We start from the raw sequence: 20,434 nt of genomic DNA, 5'->3' as shown, positions 1-20,434 counted from the left end.
GCGGATGATCACTGCAACCGTATTCCTGCCGCTCCTTGGCGCCGTCGTCGCCGGCCTGTTCGGCCGCTTCATCGGTGATCGCGGCGCGCAGATCGTCACCTGCACCCTGCTGGTGGCCTCCGCCGTGATGGCCGGGCTGATCTTCCAGAAGGTCGCCCTGGGCGGCGAGGCCCAGACCGTAGTGATCGCCGAGTGGATCCGTTCGGGCACCATGACCGTCAACTGGTCGCTGAAGGTCGATACGCTGACCGCCGTGATGCTGATCGTCGTCACCTGGGTGTCGGCGGCCGTGCACGTCTACTCGGTCGGCTACATGAGCCACGACCCGTCCATCTGGCGGTTCCAGAGCTACCTGTCGCTGTTCACCTTCGCCATGCTGATGCTGGTGACCTCGGACAATCTGGTGCAGATGTTCTTCGGCTGGGAGGGCGTCGGTGTCGCCTCCTACCTGCTGATCGGCTTCTGGTACGAGAAGCCCTCGGCCTCGGCCGCCGCCATCAAGGCCTTCGTGGTCAACCGTGTCGGTGACTTCGGCTTCGCGCTGGGCATCTTCGGCGTCTACTTCCTGTTCGGCTCGGTCGGCTTCGACGCCATCTTCGCCGCCGCCCCGGACAAGGCCGCCGCCACCGTGAATTTCTTCGGCGTCCAGTGGCACGCCATCACCATCTGCTGCCTGCTGCTGTTCGTCGGCGCCATGGGCAAGTCGGCCCAGCTGGGTCTGCACACCTGGCTGCCCGACGCCATGGAGGGCCCGACCCCGGTCTCGGCCCTGATCCATGCCGCCACCATGGTCACCGCCGGCGTCTTCATGGTCGCCCGCATGAGCCCGCTGTTCGAATTCTCGGACACCGCGCTGACCGTGGTGACCGTGATCGGCGCCGCCACCGCCATCTTCGCGGCGACGGTGGGCTGCGTGCAGAACGACATCAAGCGCGTGATCGCGTACTCCACCTGCTCGCAGCTGGGCTACATGTTCTTCGCCATCGGCGTGTCGGCCTATCAGGCCGCCATCTTCCACCTGATGACCCATGCCTTCTTCAAGGCCCTGCTGTTCCTGGGCGCCGGTTCGGTGATCCACGCCATGAGCGACGAGCAGGATATCCGCCGCATGGGCGGCATCTGGAAGCACGTCAAGGTCACCTGGGTGCTGATGTGGATCGGCTCCCTGGCGCTGGCCGGCATTCCGTTCTTCGCCGGCTACTACTCCAAGGACACCATCCTGGAAGCCGCCTGGGCGTCGCACACCATCGCCGGCCAGGGCGCCTATTGGCTGGGCTGTTTCGCGGCCTTCCTGACCGCCTTCTACTCCTGGCGCCTGCTGCTGCTGACCTTCCACGGCCGGCCGCGCGCCGACGAGCATGTGATGGCGCACGTCCACGAGAGCCCGGCGGTGATGCTGATCCCGCTGCTGTTCCTGGCCGCCGGCGCCCTGTTCGCCGGCTGGGCGGGCTACGAGATGTTCGTCGGCCATGCCAGCCACGACTTCTGGCGCTCCGCCATCCTGGTCACCGAGGCTCACCCCTCGCTGGAGAATGCCCACCACGTCCCGTCCTGGGTGGCCCTGCTGCCCACCGTGGTGGCGGTGTCGGGCATCGCCCTGGCCTACCTCTTCTATGTGTTCGCTCCGGGTCTCCCGGTGGCACTGGCCGGCGCTTTCCAGGGCGTCTACCGGTTCCTGCTGAACAAGTGGTATTTCGACGAGCTGTACGACCTGCTCTTCGTGAAGCCCGCCTTCAAAATCGGCCGCGGTCTGTGGCTGGGTGGTGACGGCGCGCTGATCGACGGCGTGGGACCGGACGGCGTGGCTGCGGCGACCCGTGCGGTCGCCCAGAAGGTGGCTCGCGCCCAGAGCGGCTACCTTTACCACTACGCCTACGCCATGCTGATCGGCGTGGCGGCGTTCGTCACCTGGTACATTTTCAACGCGCGCTGAGGACGAGGAAGACGCCCCATGAACGACTGGCCCCTTCTCTCGCTAACCACGTTCCTGCCCTTGTTGGGAGCGCTGTTCATCCTCACCATCCGCGGGGAAACCGAGGTGGTGGCGCGCAACGCCCGGAACGTGGCGTTGCTCACCTCCATCGCGACCTTCGTGGTGTCGCTGTTCATCCTGACGAAGTTCAACGGCGCCTCGCCGGACTTCCAGCTCAAGGAGACCGCGCTGTGGTTCCCGGGAACCACCATCGCCTATTCCATGGGCGTTGACGGCATCTCGGTGTGGTTCGTGCTGCTGTCCACCTTCCTGTGCCCCATCTGCATCCTCGCCGCCTTCGGCAGCGTGGAAAAGCGGGTCAAGGAGTACATGGTGGCCTTCATGATCCTCGAGACCATGATGATCGGCATGTTCTGCGCGCTGGATCTGGTGCTGTTCTACATCTTCTTCGAGGCCGTCCTGATCCCGATGTTCATCATCATCGGCGTGTGGGGCGGACAGCGCCGGGTGTACGCGGCGTTCAAGTTCTTCCTGTACACCCTGCTGGGATCGGTGCTGATGCTGGTCGCCATGCTGGCCATGTACTTCGACGCCCACACCACCGACATCCCGTCGCTGATGGCCCATTCGTTCCCCTTCAAGATGCAGCTCTGGCTGTGGCTGGCCTTCTTCGCCTCGTTCGCGGTGAAGGTCCCCATGTGGCCGGTGCATACCTGGCTGCCCGACGCCCACGTGGAAGCGCCCACCGGCGGTTCGGTGATCCTGGCCGGCGTGCTGCTGAAGATGGGGGCCTACGGTTTCATCCGCTTCTCCATCCCCATGCTGCCCGAAGCGTCGGTGTACTTCACCCCCCTGATCTACACGCTGTCCATCGTCGCGGTGATCTACACCTCGCTGGTGGCGCTGGTGCAGGAGGACATAAAGAAGCTGATCGCCTATTCGTCGGTGGCGCATATGGGCTACGTGACCATCGGCATCTTCGCCATGACCACCCAGGGGGTCGAGGGCGCGCTGTTCCAGATGCTGTCCCACGGCATCGTGGCCAGCGCCCTGTTCCTTTGCGTCGGCGTGATCTACGACCGCATGCACACCCGTGAGATCGCCCGTTACGGCGGCCTCGCCACCCGCATGCCCATCTATGCCGTGGTGTTCATGCTGTTCACCATGGCTTCGGTGGGCCTGCCGGGCACCGCCGGCTTCGTCGGCGAGTTCCTGGTGCTGATGGGTGTGTTCCAGGTCAATACCTGGGTGGCGTTCTTCGCCGCGACCGGCCTGATCCTGGGCTGCACCTACATGCTGTACCTCTATCGCCGGGTGGTGTTCGGCCGCCTGACCCGCGAGGACCTGAAGGGCATTCTCGACATGACCCCGCGCGAAATCGCGGTGTTCGCGCCGCTGATCGTCATGACCATCTGGATGGGTGTCGCTCCCGGCACCTTCCTCGAGCCGATGCATGCATCGGTGACCAAGCTGATTTCAAATTACGAGCTTGCTCGGGCCGCCCATGACGGCCTGACGCTGGCAGCCCGCTGAGGGGGACCCTGACGTGATCAAGACTCTCGACCTCGTCCCGGTGCTGCCGGAGATCTTCCTGGCAGTGGCCGGTCTGGCCCTGCTGATGCTCGGCGTGTTCCGCAAGGAGGACAGCACCAAGTCGGTGTCGGTCCTGGTGATCCTGGCTCTGGGCGCCGCCATGGTGCTGGTGTCGTCCTTAGGAGGAGAGCGGCTGACCGCCTTCAACGGTCTGTTCGTCGCCGACCGCTTCGCCGGCTTCGCCAAGGGGTTGGTGCTGGTGGCCTCGGCCATCGCCACCGCCATGTCGCTGCCCTACCTGGAGCGCGAGAAGATCGGCCGCTTCGAATACCCGGTGCTGGTGCTGTTCGCCACGCTCGGCATGATGATGATGATTTCGGCCAATGATTTCATCGCCCTCTATCTGGGCCTCGAACTGCAGAGTCTGGCGCTCTACGTGCTGGCCGCCTACAACCGCGACAACGCGCGGGCCACCGAGGCGGGCCTCAAGTACTTCGTGCTGGGCTCCCTGGCCTCGGGCCTGCTGCTTTACGGCATCTCGCTGCTGTATGGCTTCGCCGGCTCCACCTCGTTCGAGACCCTGGCCAACCTGTTCTCCGGCGGCCACGAGCACCCGGTGAAGCCCAACATGGGCGTCATCGCCGGTCTGGTCTTCGTGCTGGCCGGTCTGTGCTTCAAGGTTTCGGCGGTGCCGTTCCACATGTGGGCTCCCGACGTGTACGAGGGGGCGCCCACTCCGGTGACCTCGTTCTTCGCCGTGGCCCCCAAGATCGCCGCGCTCTGCCTGATGGTCCGCGTCATGACCGGCCCGTTCGCCGATCTGGTGGAGCAGTGGCGTCAGGTGGTGACCTTCATCGCCATCGGCTCGATGTTCGTCGGCGCCTTCGCCGCCGTGGTCCAGACCAACATCAAGCGTCTGATGGCTTATTCGTCCATCGGCCATGTGGGCTTCGTGCTGGTCGGCATCGCCGCCGGTTCGACGCTGGGCATCCAGGGCGTGCTGATCTATCTGGCCATCTATCTGTTCATGAACGTGGGCACCTTCGCGGTGATCCTGTCCATGCGCCAGAAGGGCCGCATGGTCGAGGGCATCGACGATCTGGCCGGCCTGTCCAAGACCCATCCCATGATGGCCTTCGTCATGGCGGTGCTGATGTTCTCCATGGCCGGCGTGCCGCCGCTGGCCGGGTTCTGGGGCAAGTTCTACGTGTTCATGGCCGCCGTCGAGGCCGGCCAGTTCACTCTGGCCATCGTCGGCCTGCTGTCCTCGGTGGTGAGCGCCTACTACTACCTGCGCATCATCAAGGTCATGTACTTCGATGAGCCGGTGGAAGCTTTCGACAAGCCGGTGGGCACCTCCATGTCCCTGGTGATGGCGGTTTCCACCATCGTCATCCTGGCCTTCACCCTGATCCCGGCGCCACTGGTCACCAGCGCCAAGGCGGCGGCCCAGGTGCTGTTCCCGGCGGCGGGATGACCACCTTCGAACTGTCGGCGCCGTTCAGCCATGTGGGGCTGGACAGCGTCGGCAGCACCAACGACGAGGCGCGGCGGCGGGTCGAGGACGGCTCCGCCGCCGATCTTTTGGTGGTGACGGCGCGCCGCCAGACCGCCGGCCGCGGCCGGCGCGGCCGGGTGTGGGAGAGCCCCGAGGGCAACCTGCACGCCTCTTTCGCCATCCGTATCCAGCGGCCGCTGGCCGAGGCGGCTCAGATCGGCTTCGTGATGGCCCTGGCCCTGGCCGAGGCCCTTGACGAACTGGTTCCCGGTCACGATGTGCGCTGCAAGTGGCCCAACGACGTGCTGATCGACGGGCGCAAGGTGGCGGGCATGCTGCTGGAGAGCGCCGGAGACGGCTGGCTGGTCCTGGGCATCGGCGTCGACGTGGAAAACCGGCCGGCGCCGGCCGAGGCCCTGTATGCGGCCATTGCGCTGGTGGAAGCGGGCTATGGCGGCGATACTGCCGGTGTGCTGGGCGGATTGTGCCGGCATTTCGGCCCCTGGCTGGAGCGCTGGCGGGCCGAGGGGTTCGCGCCCGTCCGCACCGCCTGGCTGGGCCGGGCGCGGGGATTGGGCGAGGCGGCGCTGGTCCGCCTCGAGGCCGAAACGCTGTCGGGCGTGTTCAAAGGCCTCGACGAGGAAGGTGGTATGCTGCTCGACCAGGGGGCGGCCGGTATTCGCCGGGTGCTGGCCGGCGACGTGTTCTTTCCGGGATTGTGACGGAGCTTACCCATGCTGTTGGCCATCGATTCGGGCAACACCAATATCGTCTTCGCGGTCTATGACGGCGACACCCTGCGCGGCGAGTGGCGCGCTTCAACCGATTCCGAGCGCACCGCCGACGAGTTGGGGGTGTGGCTCACCCAATTGCTGACCATCGAGGGGCTGAACCGCCTCGACATTTCGTCAGCGATCATCGCCAGCGTGGTGCCGGCCATGGTGTTCGGGCTGAAGACGCTGTGCCGCCGCTACTTCAAGTGCGAGCCGCTGGTGGTGGGCGACGAGGGCGTCGATCTCGGCCTGTCCATCCTGCTGGACCGCCCCGAGGAAGTGGGCGCCGACCGTCTGGTCAACGCCGTGGCGGCGCACAAGTACTACAAGGGGCCGCTGATCGTCATCGATTTCGGTACCGCCACCACCTTCGACGTGGTGGATGCGGACGGCAATTACTGTGGCGGCGCCATTTCACCCGGCATCAACCTGTCGCTGGAGGCGCTGCACATGGCCGCCGCCAAACTGCCGCGCGTCGCCATCGGGCGGCCGCGTCAGGTGATCGGCCGGGCCACGGTGCCGGCCATGCAATCGGGTATCTTCTGGGGCTATGTCGGCCTGATCGAGGGATTGGTGAAGCGTATCAAGGAAGAGTTCGGCTCGGAGATGCTGGTGGTCGCCACCGGCGGTCTGGCGCCGCTGTTCGCCGAGGCCACCAAGGTGATCAACGCGCTTGACGCCGATCTGACGCTCCGCGGCCTTTTGGAGATCAACCGCCGTAATTCCGCCCCGGTGCGGGGATGAGCCAGGGCGAACTCCTCTTCCTGCCGCTGGGTGGTGTCGGCGAGATCGGCATGAATCTGGCGCTGTACGGCTATGGCGGCAAGTGGCTGATGGTCGATTGCGGCGTGTCGTTCGGCGACGAGACCATGCCCATGGTCGACGTGGTGATGGCCGATCCCGCCTGGATCGAGGAGCGCCGCGACAAGCTGCTGGGCATCGTGCTGACCCACGGTCACGAGGATCACCTGGGGGCCATCCAGTACCTGTGGGACCGTCTGCGCTGCCCGGTGTGGGCGACGCCGTTCTCGGCCTCCATCCTGCGCGCCAAGCTGCACGAGACCGGCCTGCACACCCAGGTGCCTCTCAATGTAGTTGAACTGGGCTCGCGCTTCGCGGTGGGACCGTTCGAGATCGAAATGATCTCCATCACTCATTCCATTCCCGAGCCGAATCTGCTGGCCATCCGCACGCCCTTGGGCACCATCGTCCATACCGGCGACTGGAAGTTCGATCCCGATCCGCTGCTGGGCCTGCCCACCGATACCGAGGCGCTGCGCCGGGTGGGCAAGGAGGGGCTGCTGGCCCTGATCGGCGATTCCACCAACGTGTTCACCAAGGGCCATTCCGGCTCGGAATCCCAGGTGCGCGGCAGCCTGATCGAGCTGCTGGGCCGTTTCTCGGGGCGCATCGCCGTATCGTGCTTCGCCACCAACGTGGCGCGGGTGGAAAGCATCGCCGTGGCGGCCATGGCCAACGACCGCAGCGTCGCCCTGGTGGGCCGCTCGCTGTGGCGTATCGACAAGGCGGCGCGCGAGAACGGCTATCTCGCCGACCTGCCGCCCTTCCTGACCGAGCACGACGCCGCCTACCTGCCCAAGGACAAGGTGGTCTACATCTGCACCGGCAGCCAGGGCGAGCCGCGCGCCGCCCTGGCCCGCATCGCGTCTGGCGACCATCCGCACGTCAACCTGGGCAAGGGCGACGTCTGCATCTTCTCGTCGCGGATCATTCCCGGCAACGAGAAGGACATCTTCAGGCTGCAGAACGATCTGGTCCGCCTGGGGGTCGAGGTGGTGACCGAGAAGGACGAGTTCGTCCACGTCTCCGGCCATCCCGCCCGCGAGGAGATGGAGGAGATGTACCGCCTGCTGCGGCCGCGCATCGCCGTTCCGGTGCATGGCGAGGCCCGCCACCTGCAGGAGCACGCCCGGCTGGCGCGGGCCTGCGGGGTGGAGGAGGCCATCGAGACCTCCAACGGCAGCATGCTGCGCCTCGCCCCCGGTCCGGTGGAGGTGGTGGACCACGTGCCCACCGGCAAGCTGTGCGTGGACGGCCCGCGTATCGTGCGGCTGGATTCCGAGATTCTGCGCAATCGCCGCCGCATGGTGTTCAACGGCTCCGCCGTGGTCACCGTGGTGCTGGACAAGGTGGGCAAGCTGCTGGGCGACCCGCAGCTCACCGCCCTTGGCCTGCTCGACGCCGGTCACGAGGCGGAGGAGCACGACGCCGTGGTCGAAGCGGTCAGGGACGCCATCGAGGAGTTGCCGCCGAAGGTGCGGCGCGACGACGGCGTGGTCCGCGAGGCCGCCCGGCTGGCGGTCCGCCGCTCGCTGCGCGACACCCACGGCAAGAAGCCCATCACCGACGTCCATCTCGTTCGGGTGTGATCCCGGGGGAGTTCCTGCTCGGGGCGGGAGCGGACGGTGCTTCAAAGGTGAATGACTGAGTCATCAAACCGTCATCGTGCTGACACGGAAGAGTCCCGCTTGGTCCCTATGATCCCGTCCGGGGGAAGGGGGATCATCGAGCCTGAAGGACATGACCGTGAAGCAGGATGCCGTAACCGCCGATTCTTTCGGCCTTCGCCCCATTTCGTGGACCTGGGTGCGCGACGGGCTGCGGGTGGGCGAGGTGCCGCTGCTGGCCGACCTGCCCATCCGCGGCCGCTTCATCGTTCTGGTCGTTCTGGCGCTGGTCGCCTCGGTGGTGTTCGGCACCGTGTATCTGGCGGCCGGCCAGCGTATCGAGGCCATGCTGCAATCCCAGGATTCCTATCGTCGCCTCAACGATCTGGCCGGCGACGTGCGCGCCCGCTCGGCGGCGGCGCAGAACCTGATGGAGATGTTCGCCCGCGAGCACGATGCCGGTGTGGCCGAGGACCTGAAACGCGACCTGCAGCAGATCCGTGAACGGCTGGATGCGGTGGCCGAACTGTCGGCGGGTGGCCCCATGGCCCAGGCGGTGGGCGAGGCCCAGGTGGGCGTCGAGGCCATCGCCGAGTCCTTCGACCGGCTGGAGGGCGAGATGACGCGCCTCGGCCTGTCGCCGCAAGCCGGCCTGCGGGCCCGTCTCAACGAATCCACGCGGGCGGTGGAACGGGAACTGGCCATGTGGCCGAGCTCGGCGCCGCTGTCGCTGGCCATGGTCAAGATGCGTCTGGCCGAGCGCGATTTCATGCTGGACGGGCAGGGGGATGCCCTGGGGCGGCATCGGGCCGCCGCCGGGCAGTTGGACCTGGCGCTCGATTCCTCGGCGCTGCCCAATTCCACCCGCGACGACCTGCGGCGGCTGACCGCCGTCTATGGCGATGATCTCCAGGCTTTCGCCGCCGGCGCCCAGGCGGTCAAGGCCGAGTTGGGCGAGGTGCGGACGGGCTTTCAGGCCCTGCAGCCGGTCATGCAGCGTGTGCTGGCCTTTGCCCGCGAGGGCATGGCCGAGGCCATCGCCGCCCAGGAGTCCGAGCGCCGCGCCACCGGCCGGCAGGTCGCTCTGGTGGGTATGCTGGCCGGGCTGTCCTTCCTGGCCGCCTGCCTGATCATCGCCCGCTCCATCACCCGGCCGGTACGGCTGATCCAGGACGCCATGGAACGGCTGTCCCACGGCGACCATGCGGTGGCGGTACCCGGCACCCGGCGCAAGGATGAAATCGGCGACATGGCCCGCGCCGTGGGCGTGTTCAAGGAAAACGCCATCGCCATGGTGCGGCTGCAGGAGGAACAGCACTCCATCCGCTCCAAGGCCGATGCCGCCAACCGCACCCACCTGCTGGCCCTGGCCGAAGGCTTCGAGCAGGCGGTGAAGAGCACCGCCGATCTGGTGGCCTCCAATGCGGTCGGTATCCAAGATACCGCCGAACGCATGACCTCGGGCTCGGACAGCGGCAAGAGCAGCGCCATGGCGGTGGCCGAGGCGGCCCGCCAGTGCCGGAATACGGTGCGCGCCGTGGCCGAGGCCACCACCGAGTTGGGTGGTTCGGTGCGGGAAATCTCGGCCGGTGCCGAGGGGGCGGCGGCCATCGCCCAGGACGCGGTGACCCGGCTGTCCTCGACCACCGAGCGGATTCAGAGCCTGTCCCAGGTGGCCGGGCGCATCGGCCGGGTGGTGACCATGATCGAGGCGATCGCCCAGCGCACCAACATGCTGGCGCTCAACGCCACCATCGAGGCCCAGCGGGCCGGCGAGGCCGGCAAGGGCTTCGCCGTGGTGGCAGGTGAGGTGAAGCACCTGGCCCACCAGACCGCCCGCTCGACCCGTGAGATCGCCGACCAGGTGGCCGAGATCCAGGGGGCCACCGCCGACACGGCCTCGGCCATCGAGGGTATCGGCGAGGCCATCTTGCGCATGGACCGCATCGCCGCCGAAGTGGCGGACGCCGTGGCCCGCCAGCGCGAGGTCACCGGCCGTATCGAGCAATGCGTCGAGGAGATGGACGGCGATGCCGCCGTGGTGGGCGACGGCGTCGCCTCGGTGACCCAGGCGGCGGTGCGCTATTGCGCCGCCGCCATCCGGGTGATCTGGGCGGCCAAGAATCTGGCGCGCCCGGCCACCGCCCTGAACCACGAGGTCGACACCTTCCTGCTGACCGTCCGGAGATAGGCTCTTGCCCATGGCGGCCGGTTTGATACCCTGGCCGCCATGAAAGTCTTCGGAATCGCCGGCTGGAGCGGCAGCGGCAAGACCACCCTGCTCACCCGGCTGATCCCCGCCCTGGTCGGGGCGGGGATCAGGGTCGCCACGGTCAAGCACACCCATCACGATCCGGCCGTCGGCGACGAGGAATGCCGGGCGCTGGCCCGTGCCGGCGCGGTGGAGTGCGTGATGGCCTCGCCCCGCCGCTTCGCCCTGGTCCACGAAATCCATCTGGACGAAACCGAGCCGTCCCTCGACTGGCTGATGGGCCGCTTCGCCGGCATCGATCTGCTGCTCATCGAGGGATACAAATGGGCATCCCATCCCAAGCTGGAAGTTTGGGACCCGTCACTGGGCAAGTCCATGCTGGCGCCCGGGGAAGCAAGCATTGTCGCCCTGGCCTCGGATGAACCGGTGAGCGCCGTTGCGTTGCCACGATTTCATCGTGATGACATCACTGGCATCGCCGCCTATATTTGCCAGTATTGCCAAATTTGAGTTGTGATTATTTGTATCGGTTAAAGGCCTAACCGTTAGAATAATAAATTCAACCAAAGAAACTGCCAGAAAAAATGCGGGGGCGTGCTGCGGACGTCGGGTGTCCACCTGATGAAGGCCGTCTATGCATTCCGACAGATTCAACTTATGCTGATAAATGTGATTCATATCCAGGAGTGATATTTTATATTGGCGAATATCTGTCATGCTCTTGCATATCCGGCGTTGCTCCCTGGACCAAAGCATGATTAAAGTATTACGGGTTCTGGGGTTTGCCGGTTGGCCGGGCCCGCCATGGGGGCGGCGCGGTGGGCCGGAGGGAAGATGTGGTTCGCGTCGACTGTGTGACGCGGCTCCCGTGCGGTCCGGTCGAGGGGTTCGATCAGACCGGGCGGCTGAACTTATTGGGGATTTTGCGCAATGAAGGTTCTTCTTGCCGACGATCATGCGTTGTTCCGTGAAGGAGTACGCATGGTTCTGGAAAGCCTATCCAACGAGCCTCTCGACATCGTCGAGGCCAGTGACTTTACCCAGGTGCTTAATCTGGTGCGTGGCGGCGGTGATTTCGACGTGGCGCTGTTGGACCTTTCCATGCCGGGAATGGATGGTTTTTCCGCCATCGGTGCCGTACGGCGCGCGGCTCCCGACGTCTATCTGGTGGTGGTCTCCGCTTCCGAGGAGCCGCAGACGGTGCGCAAGGCGCTGGACGCGGGTGCCCATGGCTATATCTGCAAATCGGCCGGCAGCGCCTCCATGATGGCCGGTATCCGCTCGGTGCTGGAGGGCGACACCTTCGTCAGCCCCCATATCATCGTTCCCGATTCTCCTGTTCCGGCGGCGGGCGACATCAACGGCGAGCAGTTGCATTCCCTGCTGACGCCCCGCCAGCGCGATGTTCTGGCCATGCTGCGCCAGGGCAAGTCCAACAAGGAAATCGCCCGCGACCTCAGCCTGGCCGAGATCACGGTCAAGCTGCACGTCACCGCCATCCTGCGCGCGCTCGGCTGCGAGAATCGCACCCAGGCCGCCATTCTCGCCGCCAAGATGGGGGTCTGACCTCCGCTCAGTCGACGATCCGCCCGTCCACCAGATGGATGCGGCGGTCGGCGGTCTGCGCCAGTTCCGCATCGTGGGTAACCACCACCACGGTGCGGTTCTGCCGGTGGGCGAGGTCGCGGAACAGCTCGAACACCAGATGGGCGGTCCGGGTATCCAGATTGCCGGTGGGCTCGTCGGCCAGGACCAGCGGCGGATCGTTGGCCAGGGCTCGCGCGATGGCCACCCTCTGACGCTGTCCGCCCGACAACTGGTCGGGATACTTGCGCCGGTGGTCGGCCAGTTCCAGCGAGTCCAGCAATTCCGTCGCCCGCTTGCGCGCCTGGGAATCGCTCAGATTGCCCAGGCGGCGGATGGGAATTTCCACATTGGCCTGGCAGGTGAATTCCGGCAGCAGGAAGTGGAACTGGAAGACGAAGCCGATGCAGGCCAGACGCAACTCGGCCATGGCGTCGGGGGAAAGCCCGCCGGTATCCCTGCTCTGCAGCCATACCGATCCGGCGGTCGGCACGTCGAGCAACCCCAGCAGGTAGAGCAGCGACGACTTGCCCGAACCCGACGGCCCGGTCACCGCCACGAATTCCCCCCGCCCGATGGTCAGGTCGATATCGCGCACCAGGGTGACCGGCACCGGGCCGGGCAGGTCGCGGGTGACGCCGCGCGCCTGGATGGCCTCCTCCATCACCCCGCCCCCCTGACGATGTCCACCGGATTGAGGCGCGAGGCCCGCCGGGCGGGCACCCAGGCGGCCAGGGTGGCCGAGGCGATGGCCATGGCGGCGCTGATGGCGTAGTGCCTGGGGGTGCGGTAGAGCACGAAGCCCTGGGCCTTGATGAAGCCTTCCATCTGGAAGTCCAGCGAGGCCATGAATTCGATCAGGCCCCAGCCCATCAGCCAGCCGATCACCGTGCCGATCATGCCGACGATCAGTCCCTCCATGACGAAGATGCGGCGGATGTCGCGATCGCGAAAGCCCATGGACTTCAGGATGCCGATATCCCTGGTCTTCTCGAACACCACGGTGGAGATGACGTTGAAGATGCCGAAGCAGGCGACGATCAGGATGGCGCTGACCGTGGAATACATGATGGCGTTCTGAATGACGAAGATGCCCAGTACGTTGCGCGATTGCTCCTGCCAGGGCTCGGAGCGGTAGCCGAACCGCCGCTCGATGTCGGCGGCCAGGGTGCCGGCCTGCTCCACGTCCTCGAGCCGCAGGTTGAGGCGGTTGATGACGTTGGCGCGGTTCTGGAGGATCTGCGCCTTCTTCAGCAGGGTATAGGTCTCGAAATTGTCCATCAGGGTGATGTTGCTGCGGAAGATTCCGACAACCTTCATCTTCAGCACCACCCCCACCGGCGAGACGGCGGAGATCAGGTCGTCCTTGCGGATGCCGGCCTTGGTGGCGATGCCCTCGCCGATGATGATGGCGTTGGACGTGGTGTAAAGCGCGTCCAGCGAGCCCGACAGCAGGTCCTTTTCCAGATGGGTGACGTGGCGCTCGCGTTCAGGGACGATACCGGTGACGTTGACCGAGACATCCTTGCCGCCGAAGCGCAGCAGCAGGTTGCCCGACAGCGCCGGGGCGACGCGGACACCCGGCATCTCCTCCAGCGTGGCCAGCATGTTGCGGGCGCCCCGGATGCCGCGCACCTCCTCCCGTGGCTTGAGGCCGCGCAGGGCGACGGCGCCAAGGGGATAGGCGCGCTCCACCGCCTGCCGGGGGGCGGCGCGCACTTCGTCCTTGACGATGATGTGAGGCTGCACGTCGATGATCCGCGCGATGAAGTCGCGCTGGAAGCCCTGCATCATGGCCGAGATGCCGATGAAGAAGGCGACGCCCAGCGATACCCCCAGCAGCGAGACCAGGGTCTGGCGCCGCCGATGGCTCAGGTGCTGGAGCGCGATGGAAAGACCGAGCGGCAGCACCTTGCGTCCTCCCTATTTCACCCGGACGCGATCACCGGCCCTCAGTCCGGCGGGCGGCGAGGCGAGGATGGGGCGTTCGGGGCCGAGGCCCTGCGTCACCTCGACCATGGTGCGGCCGCGGATGCCGGTCTGTGGCTCCAGGGCGAAGGTGCGGCCGTTCTCCACCACCAGCACCTTGCCGTCCTTCAGCGCGGTGACGGGGATCAGCAGTGCGTCGGCGTGCTCGGCGGTGATGATGTTGATCTCGGTGGTCATGCCCACCAGCAGCGGCGTGTCGTCGGGCAGCACCACCCGGACGCGGAAGGTCTTGTTGACCGGGTCGCCCTTGGGGGTGATGCGATCCACCTTGGCCTCCAGCACCCTGTCGGCGAAGGCGTCGGCCTTGATCAGCACCTTCTGGCCGATCTTGACCCGGGCGATGTCCTCCTCGTCCACCTCGGCGGTGATGCGCAGCGGGCGCGGCGCTCCCACCCAGAACAGGGCGTCCTTGAGCTCGGCCAGCTCGCCGATCTCGCCGTCGCGACGCAACACCATGCCGTCCATGGGCGAGGTGACCAGAAGGTCGGTGCGCTTTTGTCGCGCCGCATTGATGGCGGCGTTGACCTGATTGTATTCGCTGCGGGCCTTTTGGGTCGCCTCGGTGGAGCGGTAGCCGCGCTCGGTCAGCGCGGTCGAGCGGTTCATCTCTTCTCGCCAATAGGCGGCCTTGGCCTCCAGCTCGGCGATCCTGGCGCGGGCCTCGCGGTCGTCCAGGCGGGCCAGGGGTTGCCCCTCCTTCACCGTATCGCCTTCGTAGGCGAGAATTTCGGCGATGCGTCCCGGCACCACCGGGGCGATGCGCGCCCATTTCTCGGCCTCTACCGTGCCGGTGGCATAGATGGCCTCCACCGCCGGGCCGCGCTTGGGCAGGACAAGCTCCACCTCGGGCGCCGCCATGCGCCACCACCACCAGCCGCCCGCGGCGGCGAGGCCCAGGACGATCAGCAGCAGCGGGGCTTGGCGGAGCAGGCGCTTGAACATGAGGACGGCATCATACGTTATTTGGCCAATTGGCGAAGAACCTCGTCCACCCCATCCCAGGCGCGGTGCAGTTCGGCATCGGTGATGCAGTAGGGCGGCAGCAGATAGAGCACGTTGCCCAGCGGGCGCAGCAACAGGCCGCGCTCCAGGAAGGCGGTCTTGAGGCGCGGGCCGATGGTCGCCTCATAGCCCTTGCCGCCGCCGATGACGTCCAGGGCCGCCACGGTGCCGGTCAGCCGGGTGTGGGCAACGTTGGCGAGGGATTTCAACCCGTCCAGCCGCTGGCGGTGGATGGCGCCGATCTCCTTGATGCGCTGCTGGCAGGCCGGGCCTTCCAGCAGGTCGATGGAGGCCAGGCCGGCGGCGCAGCCCAGCGGATTGGCGGTGTAGGAGTGGCCATGCAGGAAGGCGCGCGACAGGTCCTGACCCAGGAAGGCCTCGAAGATGCCGTCGCGGGCCACGGTCATGGACAGCGGCAGGAAACCGCCGGTCAACCCCTTGGACAGGCAGATCAGGTCGGGGGTGATGTCCGACTTGACGCAGGCGAAGATATCGCCGGTCCGGCCGAACCCGGTCATCACCTCGTCGAGGATCAGCAGCGAGCCATGCTCGCGCACCTTGGCCTCCAGCTTGCGCAGGAAGTCGGGGCGGCACATGCGCATGCCGCTGGCGCCCTGGATCAGCGGCTCGATGATGAGAGCCGAGACGTGGTCGGGATTGGCGGCGAACACCAGATCGATGGCATCCAGCGCCGCCAGCTCCTTGGCCTCCACCTGATCGTCACCGTCCCAGGTGGCGGGGAAGGGGACCGTCTCCACCGGGAACAGCATTTCCTTCCAGGCACTGAAGTAGCCCGAGGAATGGCCGGCCGACATGGCCCCGGCGGTATCGCCGTGATAGCCGCCCTCGAAGGCGATGTAGGTATTACGGTGCTGGCCGTGGTTGCGCCAGTACTGGTGCGCCAGCTTCAACGCTACCTCGACGGCGGTGGAGCCGTCATCGGAATAGAATACCCGGTTGAGGTCGCCGGGCAGCCGCTTGCACACCCGGTGGGCCAGCCGGGCGGCGGGCTCGTGGGTGAAATCGGCGAAGATCACCTGTTCCAGCCGTCCGGCCTGATCGGCCACCGCCTGGGCAATGGCCGGGTTGGCGTGGCCGTGCAGGTTGACCCACCACGACGACACCATGTCCAGATACTCGCGCCCGTCGGCGGCGAAGATGGTCGCGCCCTTGGCGCCGAGCGCCAGGATGGCCGGCTTGGCGGTGCCGGCCTGGGTGAAGGGATGCCAGACATGGCGGGCGTCCAGCGCCCGAAGATCGTCATAGGACAAGGTCATGATTCACCCGGACAGCTGAAGGTGGGCGGCGGCAAGCCGGCGACGGTGGCGGCGGTGACGGCGGGCAGCGGCTGAATCTCGGCCAGTACCCGCACGCCGCCGAAATGCTCGATGGCCTGACGGTTGGCGGGGTTGAGCTGGCCGTTCATCACCACGCCCAGCAGCGGCACGCGGCGGCGGCGCAGCATCTCCAGCGTCATCAGGGTGTGGTTGATGGTGCCCAGGCCGGAGCGCGCCACCACTACCGCCGGCAGGGCGAGGCGCTCCATCAGGTCGATCATCAGCGCCACCTCGTTGATGGGCACCATGATGCCGCCGGCACCTTCCACCACCAGGGGGCGATGGGTGACGGGCGGCACCAGGGCCGAGAGGTCGATGCGGGTCTTCTCGCGCCGCGCCGCCTCGTGGGGCGACAGCGGGGCGGGCAGCACCACCGCCGAGGGATGGATGCGGGCGGCGGGAGCGAGGCGGGCGACGGAGTCGAAATCGGTGCCCTGGGTCGAACCGGTCTGGATGGGCTTCCAGTAATCGGCCTGCCAGTGCTGGGCGAGCCAGGCGGCGACCATGGTCTTGCCCACGTCGGTGTCGGTGCCGGTGACGAAGACGCCCCTCATATGCGGTAGTCCAGCAGCAGGATGTCCCAGGTGATGGCGCAGGGGCTTCCCATGGCCTTGATGATACGCCGGACCTGACCCGGCGAGAGCGGGCGATGTCCGGGCTTGGGCGTCTGGGCGCCCAGCGCCTGCAAGGACAGCAGGAAGGTCCTGGCATCCTTGTAGCTGAGGGTAAGCGGCAGCGATTCCACTCTGGCACCGGGCAGCATGGCGGCCAGGGTCGGCGCGTCGGGATAGTCGGGGACGCCGGATTCCACCCCCAGGGCCCGGTGGGCATCCTTCCATTGGGCGAAGGTGCCGGCGCCCAATGTGGTGAGCAGCAGCCGCCCGCCGGGGGCCAGCAGCCCCGCCAGCCGGGCCAGGGTGGCGGGCAGGTCGGCGAACCACTGCGCCGCCAGGGACGAGGCGATCAGGTCGAACGGCCCGGTCACATGCGGCGCCTCGGCGTCCATCACCGCGAAGGTAACGCTTGGCAGGCCGGCGCCGGCCGCCTGGACCATGACGGGGCTGAGATCGGTGGCGAGAATTTGCGATCCGGCGGGCAGGGTGGCGGCCAGACGGCGGGTCAGCAAACCGGTGCCGCAGCCCAATTCCAGTACCCGCAGGGGAGTGGCGGTGGGGCCCAGCCGCTCCACCAGGGAATCGGCGGCCCGCACCTGGGCGCGGGCGGCGGTCTCATAGGTGGCGGCGGCGGCCGAAAAGGCGCCGGCGATGGTCTTCTTGCGGCTCATGCCTCCAGCCTCGCGGCGAACAGGCGAACCTGCGACGCCACCCAGTCGGGATGGGTCAGCGGCAACAGATGACCGGCACCCTCGGCCAGCACCAGGGTCTCGGGGGCGAAGCTTGCCAGGCTCATGCCCTGGGGCACGATGGGGTCGTTGGTCCCCGCCAGGGCGAGGACCGGACAGGGCAGCATCTTCAAGGTGGTGCGCTCGTCGCACTGGGCCAGCCAGGAAAGGGTTTCCTTCAGCGGCTCGGGCGCGATGGCCGAGGTGTCGGGGTCCTGCAGCCCGCAGCGGGTCAGGAAGTCGGCGGTCACCTGCTGGGGGGCCTCGTCGAAGCGGGCCAGCATGCGCTCGATCAGGCGGGGCGGCACGCCGTCCACGAACTGGGGCGAGCGGGTGAAACGGGGAAAGGCGTTGACCGCCAGGACTCCGGCCCAGGGCCGGGGGATATTGGCCAGCGCCCAGGCCAGCCCCATGGAATGGGCGAGGATCAGCGGGCGCGGCACCTTGGGGCGCTTCGGCGTGCCGTAGAAGCCCATGTCGATGCAGTCGCCGCGGAAATCGGGCAGGCGCTCGAGCACCGGCATCCAGAATCCGGCATCAAAGCCCCAGCCGTGCACGGCGAGCAGCGGCGCCGTCACTTGGTGGCCTCCACGCTCTCCAGGATGGCGGCCAGCAGCCGGTCGATGTCGGCATCGGTGTGGACCGCCGACAGGGCGAAGCGGATGCGGCTGGTGCCGGGCGGTACGGTGGGAGGGCGGATGGCGATGCCCAGCAGGCCACGGTCCTCCAGCGCCTTGGCGACATCCAGGGTACGCCGCTCGTCGCCGAGAATCAGCGGTACGATCTGGCTGGCCGAGGGGCCGGTATCCAGCCCGGCCGACCGCAAGCCCTCGCGCAGGCGCCGCGCCATCATCTGCAACCGGGCGCGCTCGCCCTCCAGGCGCGGCACCAGATCCATGGCGGCGTCGATGGCGCCCAAGACGGCCGGCGGCAGTCCGGTGGCGTAGATCAGGCCCGAGGCGCGGTTGATCAGGTAATGACGCAATTGGGCCGAGCAGGCCACATAGGCGCCGAAGCCGCCCATGCCCTTGGAGAAGGTGCCCATGGCGATATCGGCGCCCAGGCCGGGCGACAGGCCGAAACCCTGCGGCCCCAGCACCCCGGTGGCATGGGCCTCGTCCACGTAGAGGAAGGCGTTCCAGCGCCGGGCCAGGGCGGCCAGGGCATTCATATCGCTGACGTCGCCGTCCATGGAGAACACCGTCTCGGTGACGATGAAGCGCGGCCCTGGGAAGCGCGGCCCCTTCTTGCCGGAATGGGCCTCGAGCAGGCTTTCCAGATGGCCGAGATCGTCGTGGCGGTAGCGATGGCGCCGCACCCCCGACAGTTCCAGCCCGGCATGCAGGCTGGCATGGATCAGCTTGTCGGCGAACACCACCGGCTCGGCGCCCCACAGCGTCTTGTCCAGCAGGGCGGGCAGCACCGAGGCGTTGCACTGCCAGCCGCTGGCCAGGATCAGGGCGGCCTCGGTATGCTTGGCCCGCGCGATCTTGGCCTCCAGCGCCTCGATGGCGGCAAGGTGGCCGGTGACCAGACGCGAGGCGCCCGACCCGGCGCCGTACTCGTTCAGCCAGCGCCGCGAGCGGTCCACCACTTCCGGGTGGCGGGACAGGCCCAGATAGTCATTGGAGGAGAAATTGACCAGCTCACGTCCGCCGACCCGCACCCGCCCGGCCGGCAGGGGCTCGACCGGGCGCAGCACCCGGCGTCGTCCGGCCTGGTCCAGGCCGTCGAGGAAGCGTCCGATGCTGTCGTCCAAGCCCATCATCACCGGGCCTTGATAGAGGGTTTTCCCTGGGGTCTCAATTCCAATTTGCCGGGGAATGGCAGGCATGACCCATAGCAATTTCGATCAGGCGGCCCGGTCCGCCACCGGATAACATGGCGCCGTGTGACGGGAGGACGGCTTTGGAGAGCGTGGTGGGACGAGGTGTCTGGCTGCAACGGGTGCTCCGCCATATTGACGGGCATCTCGACGACGACCTTGATGTCGAGACCCTGAGCCGTGTCGCCGCCTTGTCCAAGTACCATTTCCACCGCTGCTTCCGGGCGGCCACGGGGATGGGCGTGTCCCGCTATGTGCAGTTGCTCCGCATGCGGCGGGCGGCGTGGCGGCTGGCCTTCCGTGACCGGCATTCCATCACCGACATCGCCCTGGACAGCGGCTACGAGGCGCCCGAGGCGTTCTCGCGCGCTTTCCGGCGGGTGGTGGGTCAGAGCCCCAGCCAGTTCCGGCGGCGGCCGGAATGGCAAGGCTGGCATGCCGCCCTGCGGCCGCTGGCCGAGACGAGGAGACGAACCATGACGACGCAGGATGGCTACGATCCCCAGGTGACCATCGTCGACTTTCCGCCGACCCCGGTGGCGGTGCTGGCCCATCGCGGCGACCCGGCGTTGATTGGCGACAGCATCCGTCGCTTCATCGCCTGGCGCAAGGCGGCGGGGTTGCCGCCCAGCCGCTCGGCCACCTTCAATATCCTCTACGGCGATCCCGCCGAAACTCCGCCCGAGCGGTTCCGCCTCGATCTGTGCGCCGCCACCGGGCGGGCGGTGGAGCCCAACCATGCCGGCGTCGTCGCCGGGCTGATACCCGGTGGGCGCCGTGCCCGGCTGCGCCATGTGGGGTCTGACGAGGGCCTGGGGCGGGCCTTCGCCTATCTGTACGGAAACTGGCTGCCCGCCAGCGGCGAGGCGGTAGGCGAGGCGCCCCTGTTCCTGCAGCGGGTCCGCTTCTTTCCCGACGTTCCCGAGCACGAGGCGGTGGTGGATATCTTCCTGCCCCTGGCCTGACTTGCAAATGTTGCAAAGGCCGCCTGCGGGGGA

18 protein-coding genes are annotated in these 20,434 nt (G+C 67.2%); 10 read left to right on the top strand and 8 right to left on the bottom strand.

Annotated elements, in window-relative coordinates:
* Nucleotides 1–4 precede the first annotated feature (4 nt).
* The 9 genes from nuoL (at nt 5) to CP958_RS09970 (ending at nt 11,923) form a co-directional block, all read left to right on the top strand.
* Complete coding sequence (gene nuoL, locus CP958_RS10010; protein ID WP_096701828.1) at nt 5–1,933, top strand: NADH-quinone oxidoreductase subunit L; 1,929 nt, start codon at nt 5–7, stop codon at nt 1,931–1,933.
* 18 nt (nt 1,934–1,951) lie between these two features.
* The gene (locus CP958_RS10005) at nt 1,952–3,466 is read left to right on the top strand and encodes an NADH-quinone oxidoreductase subunit M (protein WP_096701827.1); all 1,515 of its coding nucleotides are present in this window, start codon (nt 1,952–1,954) and stop codon (nt 3,464–3,466) included.
* Nucleotides 3,467–3,479: 13 nt separating this feature from the next.
* The gene (gene nuoN, locus CP958_RS10000) at nt 3,480–4,943 is read left to right on the top strand and encodes an NADH-quinone oxidoreductase subunit NuoN (RefSeq protein ID WP_096701826.1); all 1,464 of its coding nucleotides are present in this window, start codon (nt 3,480–3,482) and stop codon (nt 4,941–4,943) included.
* Nucleotides 4,940–5,686, top strand: coding sequence for a biotin--[acetyl-CoA-carboxylase] ligase (locus CP958_RS09995; RefSeq protein ID WP_096701825.1), 747 nt, complete (start codon nt 4,940–4,942; stop codon nt 5,684–5,686). The genes nuoN and CP958_RS09995 overlap by 4 nt, the downstream gene beginning before the upstream one ends.
* A gap of 12 nt (nt 5,687–5,698) precedes the next feature.
* Nucleotides 5,699–6,481, top strand: a complete 783-nt coding sequence (locus tag CP958_RS09990; RefSeq protein ID WP_096701824.1) for a type III pantothenate kinase — start codon at nt 5,699–5,701, stop codon at nt 6,479–6,481.
* The gene (locus CP958_RS09985) at nt 6,478–8,127 is read left to right on the top strand and encodes a ribonuclease J (RefSeq protein ID WP_096701823.1); all 1,650 of its coding nucleotides are present in this window, start codon (nt 6,478–6,480) and stop codon (nt 8,125–8,127) included. Before CP958_RS09990 ends, CP958_RS09985 begins: the two co-directional genes overlap by 4 nt.
* Before the next feature lie 151 nt (nt 8,128–8,278).
* The gene (locus tag CP958_RS09980; protein ID WP_096701822.1) at nt 8,279–10,336 is read left to right on the top strand and encodes a methyl-accepting chemotaxis protein; all 2,058 of its coding nucleotides are present in this window, start codon (nt 8,279–8,281) and stop codon (nt 10,334–10,336) included.
* Between the two features lie 39 nt (nt 10,337–10,375).
* A complete protein-coding gene (gene mobB / locus CP958_RS09975; RefSeq protein WP_096701821.1) occupies nt 10,376–10,867 on the top strand; it encodes a molybdopterin-guanine dinucleotide biosynthesis protein B in 492 nt (163 codons plus the stop codon).
* A gap of 420 nt (nt 10,868–11,287) precedes the next feature.
* Nucleotides 11,288–11,923, top strand: a complete 636-nt coding sequence (locus CP958_RS09970) for a response regulator transcription factor (protein ID WP_096701820.1) — start codon at nt 11,288–11,290, stop codon at nt 11,921–11,923.
* Between the two features lie 7 nt (nt 11,924–11,930).
* Here the strand turns inward: CP958_RS09970 and CP958_RS09965 are convergent, their stop codons facing one another.
* The 8 genes from CP958_RS09965 to CP958_RS09930 are packed head-to-tail and all read right to left on the bottom strand — an operon-like array spanning nt 11,931 to nt 19,379.
* Nucleotides 11,931–12,605 (bottom strand): ABC transporter ATP-binding protein, encoded by a 675-nt coding sequence (locus CP958_RS09965; protein ID WP_096701819.1) that lies wholly within the window; start codon nt 12,603–12,605, stop codon nt 11,931–11,933.
* Nucleotides 12,605–13,852, bottom strand: a complete 1,248-nt coding sequence (locus CP958_RS09960) for an ABC transporter permease (RefSeq protein ID WP_096701818.1) — start codon at nt 13,850–13,852, stop codon at nt 12,605–12,607. Before CP958_RS09960 ends, CP958_RS09965 begins: the two co-directional genes overlap by 1 nt.
* Nucleotides 13,853–13,864: 12 nt before the next feature.
* Complete coding sequence (locus CP958_RS09955) at nt 13,865–14,872, bottom strand: efflux RND transporter periplasmic adaptor subunit (RefSeq protein ID WP_096701817.1); 1,008 nt, start codon at nt 14,870–14,872, stop codon at nt 13,865–13,867.
* A gap of 17 nt (nt 14,873–14,889) precedes the next feature.
* Nucleotides 14,890–16,209, bottom strand: coding sequence for an adenosylmethionine--8-amino-7-oxononanoate transaminase (gene bioA, locus CP958_RS09950; RefSeq protein ID WP_096701816.1), 1,320 nt, complete (start codon nt 16,207–16,209; stop codon nt 14,890–14,892).
* Nucleotides 16,206–16,823, bottom strand: a complete 618-nt coding sequence (gene bioD / locus CP958_RS09945; protein ID WP_096701815.1) for a dethiobiotin synthase — start codon at nt 16,821–16,823, stop codon at nt 16,206–16,208. Before bioD ends, bioA begins: the two co-directional genes overlap by 4 nt.
* Nucleotides 16,820–17,554 carry a methyltransferase domain-containing protein gene (locus tag CP958_RS09940; RefSeq protein ID WP_096701814.1) on the bottom strand — a complete coding sequence of 245 codons (735 nt, stop codon included), beginning with the start codon at nt 17,552–17,554 and terminating at the stop codon, nt 16,820–16,822. The genes bioD and CP958_RS09940 overlap by 4 nt, the downstream gene beginning before the upstream one ends.
* Complete coding sequence (locus tag CP958_RS09935) at nt 17,551–18,189, bottom strand: alpha/beta hydrolase (protein WP_096701813.1); 639 nt, start codon at nt 18,187–18,189, stop codon at nt 17,551–17,553. The genes CP958_RS09940 and CP958_RS09935 overlap by 4 nt, the downstream gene beginning before the upstream one ends.
* Entirely contained in the window at nt 18,186–19,379 is a 1,194-nt protein-coding gene (locus tag CP958_RS09930; protein ID WP_096701812.1) for an 8-amino-7-oxononanoate synthase, read from the bottom strand. Before CP958_RS09930 ends, CP958_RS09935 begins: the two co-directional genes overlap by 4 nt.
* 152 nt (nt 19,380–19,531) lie before the next feature.
* Between CP958_RS09930 and CP958_RS09925 the strand changes: the two genes are divergently transcribed.
* A complete protein-coding gene (locus tag CP958_RS09925; protein ID WP_242442829.1) occupies nt 19,532–20,401 on the top strand; it encodes an AraC family transcriptional regulator in 870 nt (289 codons plus the stop codon).
* The last annotated feature ends 33 nt before the right edge of the window (nt 20,402–20,434 follow it).

This window comes from Magnetospirillum sp. 15-1, from assembly GCF_900184795.1.
Taxonomy (GTDB): Bacteria; Pseudomonadota; Alphaproteobacteria; order Rhodospirillales; family Magnetospirillaceae; genus Phaeospirillum.
Note: the sequence above shows the minus strand (reverse complement) of the source record. Positions and strands in the feature narration are given on the sequence as shown.

Excerpts from the sequence above, each read along its gene's own strand:
- CP958_RS09985 (WP_096701823.1), top strand. The coding sequence starts at position 6,478 with ATGAGCCAGGGCGAACTCCTCTTCCTGCCGCTGGGTGGTGTCGGCGAG.
- CP958_RS09970 (WP_096701820.1), top strand. The coding sequence starts at position 11,288 with ATGAAGGTTCTTCTTGCCGACGATCATGCGTTGTTCCGTGAAGGAGTA.
- bioD (WP_096701815.1), bottom strand. The coding sequence starts at position 16,823 with ATGAGGGGCGTCTTCGTCACCGGCACCGACACCGACGTGGGCAAGACC.
- bioA (WP_096701816.1), bottom strand. The coding sequence starts at position 16,209 with ATGACCTTGTCCTATGACGATCTTCGGGCGCTGGACGCCCGCCATGTC.
- CP958_RS10005 (WP_096701827.1), top strand. The coding sequence starts at position 1,952 with ATGAACGACTGGCCCCTTCTCTCGCTAACCACGTTCCTGCCCTTGTTG.
- CP958_RS09940 (WP_096701814.1), bottom strand. The coding sequence starts at position 17,554 with ATGAGCCGCAAGAAGACCATCGCCGGCGCCTTTTCGGCCGCCGCCGCC.
- mobB (WP_096701821.1), top strand. The coding sequence starts at position 10,376 with ATGAAAGTCTTCGGAATCGCCGGCTGGAGCGGCAGCGGCAAGACCACC.
- CP958_RS09990 (WP_096701824.1), top strand. The coding sequence starts at position 5,699 with ATGCTGTTGGCCATCGATTCGGGCAACACCAATATCGTCTTCGCGGTC.
- CP958_RS09955 (WP_096701817.1), bottom strand. The coding sequence starts at position 14,872 with ATGTTCAAGCGCCTGCTCCGCCAAGCCCCGCTGCTGCTGATCGTCCTG.
- CP958_RS09930 (WP_096701812.1), bottom strand. The coding sequence starts at position 19,379 with ATGATGGGCTTGGACGACAGCATCGGACGCTTCCTCGACGGCCTGGAC.
- CP958_RS09965 (WP_096701819.1), bottom strand. The coding sequence starts at position 12,605 with ATGGAGGAGGCCATCCAGGCGCGCGGCGTCACCCGCGACCTGCCCGGC.
- nuoL (WP_096701828.1), top strand. The coding sequence starts at position 5 with ATGATCACTGCAACCGTATTCCTGCCGCTCCTTGGCGCCGTCGTCGCC.
- CP958_RS09995 (WP_096701825.1), top strand. The coding sequence starts at position 4,940 with ATGACCACCTTCGAACTGTCGGCGCCGTTCAGCCATGTGGGGCTGGAC.
- CP958_RS09980 (WP_096701822.1), top strand. The coding sequence starts at position 8,279 with ATGACCGTGAAGCAGGATGCCGTAACCGCCGATTCTTTCGGCCTTCGC.